The sequence below is a fragment of the Wolbachia endosymbiont of Glossina morsitans morsitans genome, from assembly GCF_000689175.1.
Taxonomy (GTDB): Bacteria; Pseudomonadota; Alphaproteobacteria; order Rickettsiales; family Anaplasmataceae; genus Wolbachia; species Wolbachia pipientis.
The window spans coordinates 1-9,723 of sequence record NZ_AWUH01000072.1 but is presented as its reverse complement, the minus strand read 5'-3'; the positions used below and the strand labels follow the sequence as shown (position 1 = coordinate 9,723).

7 protein-coding genes, 1 tRNA gene and 2 pseudogenes are annotated in these 9,723 nt (G+C 35.8%); 6 read left to right on the top strand and 4 right to left on the bottom strand.

What is annotated here, in order from left to right:
• Nucleotides 1-347 (top strand): SAM-dependent methyltransferase (locus tag WGMM_RS01710; RefSeq protein ID WP_038249153.1); only part of this gene is annotated, 347 nt, incomplete at its 5' end.
• A gap of 449 nt (nucleotides 348-796) precedes the next feature.
• Here WGMM_RS01710 and terL read toward each other — a convergent pair.
• From terL to hflK, 4 genes and pseudogenes are all read right to left on the bottom strand, one after another.
• A pseudogene (gene terL, locus WGMM_RS06070) lies at nucleotides 797-2,247 on the bottom strand (phage terminase large subunit).
• Nucleotides 2,248-2,363: 116 nt separating this feature from the next.
• The gene (locus WGMM_RS01700) at nucleotides 2,364-3,848 is read right to left on the bottom strand and encodes a DegQ family serine endoprotease (protein ID WP_038249150.1); all 1,485 of its coding nucleotides are present in this window, start codon (nucleotides 3,846-3,848) and stop codon (nucleotides 2,364-2,366) included.
• Between the two features lie 3 nt (nucleotides 3,849-3,851).
• Nucleotides 3,852-4,724, bottom strand: a complete 873-nt coding sequence (hflC, locus tag WGMM_RS01695; RefSeq protein WP_038249148.1) for a protease modulator HflC — start codon at nucleotides 4,722-4,724, stop codon at nucleotides 3,852-3,854.
• Nucleotides 4,725-4,726: 2 nt separating this feature from the next.
• The gene (gene hflK, locus WGMM_RS01690) at nucleotides 4,727-5,761 is read right to left on the bottom strand and encodes an FtsH protease activity modulator HflK (RefSeq protein ID WP_038249146.1); all 1,035 of its coding nucleotides are present in this window, start codon (nucleotides 5,759-5,761) and stop codon (nucleotides 4,727-4,729) included.
• A gap of 471 nt (nucleotides 5,762-6,232) precedes the next feature.
• On the opposite strand from hflK, the pseudogene WGMM_RS07460 reads away from it, so the two are divergent.
• From WGMM_RS07460 to WGMM_RS01670, 5 genes and pseudogenes are all read left to right on the top strand, one after another.
• Nucleotides 6,233-7,970, top strand: a pseudogene (locus WGMM_RS07460) (actin-bundling T4SS effector WalE1 family protein); the annotation flags it as partial.
• A gap of 177 nt (nucleotides 7,971-8,147) precedes the next feature.
• Complete coding sequence (locus WGMM_RS06495; protein ID WP_240991840.1) at nucleotides 8,148-8,312, top strand: hypothetical protein; 165 nt, start codon at nucleotides 8,148-8,150, stop codon at nucleotides 8,310-8,312.
• 202 nt (nucleotides 8,313-8,514) lie between these two features.
• Nucleotides 8,515-8,799, top strand: coding sequence for a divalent-cation tolerance protein CutA (gene cutA, locus WGMM_RS05565; protein ID WP_240991839.1), 285 nt, complete (start codon nucleotides 8,515-8,517; stop codon nucleotides 8,797-8,799).
• Nucleotides 8,790-8,864, top strand: a tRNA-Gln gene (locus tag WGMM_RS01675). Before cutA ends, WGMM_RS01675 begins: the two co-directional genes overlap by 10 nt.
• Nucleotides 8,865-8,882: 18 nt before the next feature.
• Nucleotides 8,883-9,458: a hypothetical protein gene (locus WGMM_RS01670; RefSeq protein WP_038249141.1), complete on the top strand. Its 576-nt coding sequence runs from the start codon at nucleotides 8,883-8,885 to the stop codon at nucleotides 9,456-9,458.
• The last annotated feature ends 265 nt before the right edge of the window (nucleotides 9,459-9,723 follow it).

Below are 9,723 nucleotides of genomic sequence, written 5' to 3'. Positions count from 1 at the left end.
ATAATAATAAAGGAGCTGCTTTGATTGTAGATTACGGTTATGTATACCCCGCATATAAGAGCACTTTGCAATCGATAAAACAACATAAGTATGCTAATTTTCTTGAGAATGTTGGTAATAGTGATATTACCGCACTTGTAAACTTTCAAGCATTAAAAGATTCATTAAAACCCGGAGATTGCGAGATTTTAACTCAAAGAGAATTTTTATATCTTTTTGGCATAAAAGAAAGAACCCTGGCTTTAATGAAAAGCGCAAGTGATGAACAAAAGAATAGGATCTTTAGTGAATTCTTAAGGTTGACTGAAAATATGGGCACTCTTTTTAAAGCAATGCTATTGATATAGCTAACGCAAGAAAGGTTTCCCTACATAATACCGCCGCAGCGCTAACGAGTAGCGGAATGACGAATTTGTTGTTTTTCAAATTGTAAGTAAACTTAAGCCACTTTAGCTATACCATAGCTAAAGTAATTTATGTTATTGGGTAAGTTAAAAATATGATATAAATAAGATAGGAGGGAGCTACTCACTATAGGAATAGAGTTGTGCACGACCCACAACTGTACGAACATTTGTTTGCGAAGAAATGTTATAGATGGTTTTGCCTCAAACACAAAGATGTCATACGAGTAGCTGACTACTTGGATCCAGCCTTTCCATCCAAGACGGCAGTGCCCAGACACTGGAATAACAGCAGTCCTACGTCATACCGCCGCGGTATCTCTAGATCCCGCTAACAAGCAGCGGGATGACGGTTGTCTCCTAGCTGTCATCCCAGTACTGGTAGACTCAAATCACAATGCTCGTATAGCTGCAACCCTGGAGGTACTGTTTCTCACCCACTGCAAATATTGCACGGTACTGTCCACTTGGTCGTCGTGGCGCGTTTCAGGAAACACTAAAATCTCATACTCAAAATCGTTCAGCCATACTGCTTGATGTGGCAGAAAAACCTTGCCAGACTCTATAACCGGAACAATTTGATGAAATCGAGTGAGCTTGTCATCATGTGGCACTATTTCAATAATCGGTAAATCACTGTTTGTCTTTAGCTCTTGCACCAATTGTTGACCACTTGTTTTTGCTTCGATTTAAATTGCGTGTGGCGTCCATCTTGCAGCTAGTGACAAAACCTGTTCTTTAAGCTTTGGATACTCAAGCTTTGCGCGATATACGTCGAGTAAATAGAATTTATTATCTATTTTTGCCCAGGTGGTGCAGACACTAAAGTTGCTCATGTTACTTGTTGAAACCGCAGTATCCCAACTTTGTGTTATATGCGAGAGATTATCAGGAAATTTTTTATAGCGTTTCAACCACTCTGGTTTAATTATACCACTTGAAAGCGGCGGAGGGTTTTGTTGATATTGAGCACCAAAAGCGTAACTCCCAAGTTCAGCTTTTATTATCTCAACTTCTTCTTTTCCTCCATCGAGGGGATATAACAACTGACCTTCTTCTCTTGAATATAATATCCTTACAGGTGACGCTGGTTTATTATATAATCGCCTGGTCGCACAGTGCTGAGCTACTCGGATGATAGGAACGGGAGGTATTGGCTTTTTGATTGAATAAATAACCTGCTTATTTTCAGAAATCATTGGCAAAGAAATATGATGCCATATGTTTTTTGGCTTGGAGAGAAGGTGTCCAGTTAATTCCTCCTGGTGTAGCCTGTGCATTACAAGAACGATGACTCCTTTTTTTCTATCGTTCAGCCTGGTTACTAAAGTCTGATCAAACCAGTTTGTGGCACGCTTTCTAAGCGTTTCACTCAAAGCTTGAGCAGAACTGAGCGGATCGTCCACAATGATAAGTCACCACCTTCACCGGTTAATGTTCCTCCAACTGATGTTGCGATTCTAAATCCTCTCTGCACTGTTTGGAATTTATATTTAGTGTTCTGGTCTTTGGATAGTTCTACTTCTGGAAATAGCTTTTTATACCAATCAGATTGCATTATGCACCTCGTATCAAGCGAATGTTTTCACTAAGCAACTTAGAATAACTTGCAACTATTATTCTTGCAGTTGCCCAGTATCCATGCGGGCCACGCAACACTCATACATATGGACTTCATTGAACGCGGAGGCATATTGAATATTATGCACCTTACTTCGCCAGCATTCGCTGCTTCCAGCCTGTCTGCTATGACTTTTATGTACTGATAATCATTATACTCACATCCCGGCACCACTGTTTGAAAGCACAGTTCAATGAATTTTAGAAAATTTATATTATCCATATGTGTATTTTAGTGAATGGAATGTAGACTTTAATAGTTTTGATTTTTCTTGTAAGATTGAGGTGTTACAATGACAGGCTTACAATGCTGCTAATTTAGTAAATAACCTACGAGTGCTATTTCTTCAACTTTATCGAAGTAAAGAATTGATCTCCATTGCGGTAAATGAGCAACATTATTGAATCTTTACCGTTTTTCTTTACTGCCGAATCAACTTGTTTTTGAAAATCATTAGTATTTTCTATATCGGTTCCATCTAATTGGATAATAATGTCTCCTTTTTTAATACCACGCAACGTGGCATTACTGTTACTATCTACATTAGTAACTATCACACCTTTTGTAGGATTGCTTTCTTTTGATTCTTTTGGCAGATTTGAAACAGTTAAACCGGTTACATAATCAGATGTTGATTTATTTTCTTCTTGATTGTTATCTTGGCCATCATTTGTAGATTCTCCGATCACAACTTTAATATTAACCTCTTTGCTCTTTCTAAGTAACTTAACTTGCACTTTTTTCTCAGGTCCAGCTCTTGAAACCATTTGAGGTAATTGTGTCATTCTATCGATTTTTTTACCGTCAAATTCTAATAATATATCACCTACTTTAATCCCACCTTTTTCTGCAGGACTATCCTTTACTATACTTGCAACCAATGCGCCTTTTATATCTTTTAAACCCAAGGACTCAGCAAATTCTTTCGTTATAGGCTGAACTTGCACACCAAGCCAACCATGTTTTATTTTTTTGCCACTTTTTAATGTGTCAATAATTGACATAGCTAAATTAGATGGTATGGCAAAACCTATACCCACGTTGCCGCCAGACTCAGATGGAGAATAGATAGCAGTATTAATACCTATAACTTTTCCATTTAAATCAAATAACGGTCCTCCAGAGTTACCCCTATTAATTGCAGCATCAGTTTGAATAAATTCATTCATAGTGCCAATACTAATGTCCCTGGACCTTGCAGATATAATTCCTGTGCTTACAGAGCCACCCAAACCAAATGGGTTACCTATTGCCATAACCGTATCACCAACCCTTGCTTTATCAGAATCACCAAATGCAACAGAAGAAAGATCTTTATCAGAATTAATCTTAAGTACAGCAAGATCAGTTCTTGCATCAAAGCCTAAAACTTCTGCTTTGAAATAAGTATTATCGTTTATGGTAACTGTGATATATTTGGCGTTTTTAATAACGTGATAATTGGTTACTATAGTTCCACCTTTATCTATAATAAACCCAGAACCAAGCAACACCAACTCTTTGTTAACACTAGGGCCCCTATCCATAAAAAACTGATCAAAATGCTCAAAAAACTCTCTAAAATCATCAAAAAAATTATTTCCTGGCATAGATGGAACTCTAGTTCTGCTGTTATTTTCTTGTTTGATGATTTGTTCGCTTGAAATATTTACAACCGCAGGAATGAGTTCTTCCACTAAATCGGCAAGTCCTTGATTACAGTTGCATGCAGTAGTGCTAGCATCAACGACCTTTTTTGCATCCCAATCAAACATATTAGCGTATGAAGAAAACGCAATTAGAAAATATGCAAATATAGATAAAATAAATGACTTACTTTTCATAAATTATTTCCATCCTTTGTTTAAAATATCTAAAAAGTTATTGTTTGGTGAAAGTACAAATTTAGTATTATTTTCGGCAAATGATTTACTGTAAGCGCTCATAGAGCGATAAAAGTTAAAGAACGCTTCATCAACCTTAAATGCCTCATTATAAATTCTAGTTGCTTCAACATAACGACGGCCCCTTATTTCGTACGATTCTTTTACTGCACTGGAGATAATTTCCCTTTTTAATTTATCAGCTTTTGATCTAACTTCCTGCCCAGCTTGCTCTCCTTCTGCTCTGATTTCTTTCGCTTCTTTTTCCCTTTCAGTTTGCATACGGCGAAATATTGCAGAACTATTTTCTTCTGGTAAATCTGCTCTCTTAATTCTTACATCTATTATTTCTATGCCAAATTTTTCAGCTTCAGAATAAACTCCACGCTGAATCAATTGCATAACCTCTGATCTTTTCTCATTCAACAAGCTAATCAACGAAAATCTGCCTATATTTTCTCTTATGTGAGCTTCTATAACCGGATATAATCTTCTAACCAGACCTGATTCATTCCTCACAGCCTGGTAAAAAGTAACAGGATTTGTTATTTTATATTTTGCATACGCATCTACTATAATACGTTTTTGATCCGCTGTTATCACTTCCCTTGGGATCTTATCAGGACTTAAATCTAAAACTCTTTTATCAAGAAACTCTACACTATTTATGAATGGCAACTTAAAATATAAGCCACTTTCCCTAACATCCCTTACAACTTTACCCAGTTGTATAACTATTGCTTGCTTTGTTTCTTGCACAACAAATATTGAATTAGATAAAACAATCAATAAAACAACAAATACAGAAACAAAAACAATTTTAATATTACTACTCATGGTTATTTTCCTAAATTTGTAAGAGGTAAATAAGAAAACATACCTTTCAGATCATCAGTTACAACAACTTTGTCTACCTTACTGAAAATATTTTCCATAGTTTCAAGATAAATACGATTCTTAACGAGAGAAGGATTCTGTCTATATTCCTCATAAAGAGATAAAAAGCGATTTGCATTACCTTTTGCTTCATTTATTATTTCATTTTCATATGCTTGTGCATCTAATTTTATCTTTATCGCTTCACCCTTTGCTCGAGGTATAATATCATTATTATAAGCATATGCTTCGTTTATAGTACGCTCTTTGTCTGCGCGAGCACTTTGTACATCTCTAAACGAACTGATTACTTTCTCTGGTGGATCAATTTTTTTCATTTGAACAGATAAAATCTCTATGCCCATTTGGTATCCATCAAGAATCTGCTGCAATAGAATTGTAGTATCTCTAGAAATTTCTGGTCTGCCTTGACCAAGTGCAAAAGAAATCGTGTTTTTACCTATTATTTCTCTCATGGCACTTTCAGCAGCATTTTTAACACTGAAACCGGGTTTGTAATCCCGCACTTTGAATAAATAGTCCTTAGCATCTCTAACGCGCCATTGAACCTCGAAGTTAACGTTGACTATATTTTCATCTCCAGTTAGCATCACGCCTTCACCGCGATCTGTATCTCGCCCATAAGAACTACTTACCCCAATTTCTTCACGATTTACTTCCTTAACGTTCACTTTAAAAACCTTGTCAATAGGGTAGGGGAAGTGATAACGCAAACCAGGTGTTTCTGTATTAGAATATCTACCAAAGGTAAGTTCTATACTTTCTTCACTAGGATGGACAATATAAAAGCCAGTGCAAGCATAGAGCAGCAAAATAATAACAATGATGAAATAAGGTTTTTTGCCCCTGTTTCTGGTTAATCCATTAAGAAAGAACCTTATATCAGATACAGCTTTACTTAAAATATCTTCATTATTAGGAGTTTTGTTCCCTACCGGTTTCTTTCCCAGATTCCAAGGATTATTATCATCAGACATAATGATTGATTCTATAATTAATACACTAATGTTACTTCTTTAATAAGAAAATGCAAACATAAATTGCTATTTTATTTACAAATTAATCATCAGGATGGGAAACATGATCGTACACTTCCTTTTCTCTATGTAATATGGTCGACTCTATGGAATTTTCTGGCTTTTTTTTGAATTCTTTGTTGTCACTCTTTAAGTGCACTACGTCTTTGTGAAAATGGGAATTATACCTAAATAGTAAAGCTATTATTATTAAAGTTATAACAGCCAAAAAGATGAGTGTTCTTTTTCTATACTTCATAAATGCTGCAGCTTCTTGACCTAATTTTCTATGTTACCACAAAACACGTCAAGCGAAATTATTTGAAGACAAATAAATACTGGCAATCAATTTAACACTAACTTAAGAATCAAGGAATACAATTATAATATATTTAATTAATAGTGAGGTTTAAAATGTTAGCCAGTGAACAAACAAATTCAAGTCCTGTTAAAAAAAGTTCTACTTTTGTGGAAGCTTTGCAGGGTAAACTACATGATATAAAAAATTTCTCTAATTGGTCTGCAAAAGAGCAAATGGTTGCAGTAGGTGCAGTAGGTGTGATGGTTGGTGCATTACTTCCATTTGTGGCAGCTGCTTTACCGGTTGCTGCAACAGGTGCAATAGTTGCCCTTACTCTATTTTTTGCTGTGAAAGCAGTTGAATACACATTCAAAGGGCTCAAATGGTCAGCAAAAAAAAACAGTTGATGGGGCGAAATATACTGCCGGAAAAGTTAGAGATGGTGCTGTACCTGTTAAAGATAAGGTGAAAGAAGGTTATGAACATTCAGTAGATTCACTGAAAAAAAGCGCTAGTTTTGTAGGCGAAGGAGTGGCAAATAAGTTCCATAAGGCATCTGGTGAGACGGACTATTTAGATAAGGTAAAAAGGTTTACTCCAGATGCAATTAAGAAATCTGACGAAATAAGAAATGATATGAAAGCAATTTTTGCTGATAAAGGAAATAATTCTGGGTTAGTGAAAAATATACTTTCTGGAATATCGTCAGAAATTGATTTAAAAATGGCAGAGAAGGCAAAATCAGGGGAGATTGAACATACTTCTGGATGGCAAGTACAGAAAGAATTCATTAATAATTTAAATGACAAAACCTTGCATAACTTGTTAACACAAAGGTCATTACCTAAAGGTAGTTATTTCATCGACAGTGTTTTCTCTGAACATCACAATGAAATTAAGAAGGTTATTAAAGAATGTAGAGAAAATCATTTGTAATCAAGCGTAAGCAATATGTTTGACAGAGCAGAGAAAAAAGCTAACAGGCCTTCTGTCAAAAGTTTAACTAGGTCTGTGTCATCATCATTCTCTTCACTGGGAAGAAAAGGCTCTGAACAATCTAACAGCTTGTCAAGAAGCAATTCACTAAATTCTGTAAAGACTGACAGTACTGTTAGCAGCGAAGCGGAATTGTTAAATCCTGCGGAGCATAAAGAAGTAAAAGCACCTTCTTCACTTTGGGATAGGATTTCATCACCTTTCAAAAGTGGCAAAAAGTCAGAAAAAACTTCTGAAGTTAAATATCAAGTTCTTTCTGAATCAGACACGTTGCCTAGAAAAATAGGAAATAGCACTTTTTACGTTGATACTCCTACTCCAACTGAAAATACTGATAAAACTGCAACAATAGGAGGAAGACCAGGAGTTGCACGACGTAATAGTACTAGCAACCTTACTAGGGTAGGAACTCCAGAAGTACCAACTAGAAGCGCCCCATTGACTAACTTAAATGGACAAAGTTCTTTCAGTGAGGATGTTCTCAGTGATCCTAAAGTAAACCAATATCTTGGTAATTCGAATAAAGGAACTCTAACTCGCGGTAATTCTTTTGATAGTGCAAGAGGTTCATCTGGTCCTTCTACACCAACAAGCTCATTAGAAAGATTGGAACAATCTTTCAGTAAAGATGAAGTTGGGGCAGCAATGGAGAAAAACTTAAAAGAATTTAGTTTAAGTGCTAAAACTGAATCTACATTACACAATTCTTTTAGTAATCGTAATGGTTCTGATAGTGGATTCAATTCACCAACTTCTTCTCCAACACATACAATGTTTACTGAAAATGGCAAGGCAAAAACCCAAGCTGAACTTAAGAAAGACAGGTCATCTGGACAAACTGGTGGGACAGCCTTCTACGAAAGTAGCTGTTGACACTGACGTTCAACAGCAAGCTGCACAAACAGCTGTGAAAACGAACTAAACAAAGCTATCCACCTTCTCCAAAAGGATGTTACTCAATGAGTACTCAATGTTACTCAATGAGTAACATCCTTTTTTGTTTTTAAACTATAGAAAAATCCTAGATCCCAGCGGTATGCGTACAACCGTATGAACATTGTGATTTCTCTGCTAGGAAAGGTGTCATCCCAGTGCTTGACTACTTGGATCCAGGAAAGTTTGCTTGTTTACAAGCGAACTAGCATAGAAAGTGGTTACAACGTTTTCGATGAGATTATATGGAAAACTGGATTCCAGTGTCAAGCACTGGAATGACATCACAGGGGCACTGGGATGACACCTTTACGTTTGAGGCAAACTAGCTATAACACTTAACATACTACCTTTGCAAACAAATGTTCATACAGTACGCGCTGGCGTTATTTTCTCTTGATGAATAAACCTGAGTGGAGTATAGTAGCAATGCGTTTATATAGATTCTAATGAATAATTTAGTTTTCAACTTTTTCAAATTTAAATGAGGCTAAAACTAATTTCTGAAGAATTGTTAAACGAGAAGTTAATTGTATGTGTAACTGAAGTAAATTCTCTGTATTTATGGAAGGGTGAAATTAACAGTGGTTGTGAAGTAGTGGCAATTATGAAGAGCAGGAATGATCAAGTTGATAAAATTGTAGAAAAAATCGAAGCAATGCATTCTTATGATCAGCCAGCTATTGCTGTGATGCCCATAGAAAAAGCAAATAAATCTTTTACTAATTGGGCTAATAGTGTTATTGATGTAAGTAGTATTGGGGTGTAGCCAAGTGGTAAGGCAGCGGTTTTTGATACCGCCACGCGAAGGTTCGAATCCTTCCACCCCAGCCATATTGAAGTGGGTGTGAAATGATATCACTTTTCTGTAAATTAAGATTATTGAATTATATATTAGGTAGTCTGAAAGATATAATTGTGAAACTGTTTCTCTTCACAATGTATCTTTACACATTCAGCATTGTGCTCATGTTTCTCAGCAATGGTTTTTGGTATGCTGTAGAATTTTGCTCTTTCAAAAATGCGTTTTACCGTTTGTTTCAATATTGCAAGTGGTATTATGAAAATAGGGAAGATCGCGGTTACGGAATTTCTATTCGAATATTAGTGGCGTTTCTTACTCCGCATTTTCTCTATAAATTATTACTTTGCACAGGCTGGAAGTCCTTTTTAAAGGAAAAGATAATACAGATACTCAACACAAGAAGAAACAAGGGTAGTGAGTTCAGTAACAGTAGCAAACCAAGTGGCAGTAGTTATAGTGATAAGAATAATTACAGCAATAACAGTGGTAACAATGAGCGTCAAGCTCAAGATGCAAAGCGAAAAGTAAACATGATAAAGCAGCTATTAATCAAAGATATAGAGGCAACTATAGATAGGAGATTGAATTATATTTTTTTCGGTAAAAGGAGTAAACCTCATTAAGTATATAAAAAGGCTTTATCTAGTAAGGCTTTTTAAGGTTGGCTGTATTTTATTTTTTACGTATACCGGAGCACAATCAGCCAATATACATGTGTGCACAAAATCTTGACTAAAGTCTGACAACCAAGAAATTGCCTTACGTTTTTCTACCAAGCTTTCTGTTTTTTTACAGTTATAGCCTTTCTTATAATAGTCCGAATGCGATAAGATATGTGTTTATGGCTATAGCAGGCCAGCAGCATATTACGGTCTGTTCGGATTATTG